At 60.4% G+C, this 675-nt stretch carries 1 protein-coding gene; it reads left to right on the forward strand.

All coding sequences use genetic code 11. The annotated features are described in order from the left end of the window. Positions 1–102 precede the first annotated feature (102 nt). The coding region (locus tag AC1D1X_RS25080; RefSeq protein WP_477699601.1) for a 3-dehydroquinate synthase family protein at positions 103–675 on the forward strand (573 nt) is incomplete at its 3' end.

Raw genomic sequence — 675 nt, forward strand, 5'->3', positions numbered from 1 at the left:
ATCCTGATGCAGCTGGAGCTGGCAGGCGTGATGGCTCCGCCTCCCGACCGGCCATAACCATTGGCAAGCCTTGGAAAGGGTGGAAGCCTCTACACTTCTTCCATGCAAGAAAATTCCTCTTCCGCCGTTGCGACAATCCGGATTGATCTGGCCGAACGCAGCTATCCGATCGTCATTGGCAGCGGGCTTCTGGGAAGCAGCAATACCTATCAGGACGTGCCCAAAGCGGCGACGGCGCTGGTGGTGTCAAACACCACCGTGGCCCCGCTGTATGCCGTGCAACTCACCCGGGCCTTGCAGCAACGCTATGACAAGGTGCTGCTGGTCACCTTGCCGGATGGTGAAGTCCACAAGGACTGGCCAACCCTGCAATTGATTTTTGATGCGCTGCTGGAAAACGGCTGCGACCGAAAGACGGTGCTGTTTGCCTTGGGCGGTGGCGTGGTCGGCGACATGACCGGCTTTGCCGCGGCCAGCTATATGCGCGGCGTACCATTTGTGCAGGTGCCCACGACATTGCTGGCCCAGGTGGATTCCTCGGTAGGCGGCAAGACGGCGATCAACCACCCGCTGGGCAAAAACATGATCGGTGCGTTCTACCAGCCCTTGCAGGTGGTGTGCGACCTGGATGTCCTGGCGACGCTGCCTTCTCGCGAACTGAGTGCGGGCCTGGCC

The organism is Polaromonas sp. P1_G4 (assembly GCF_056405475.1).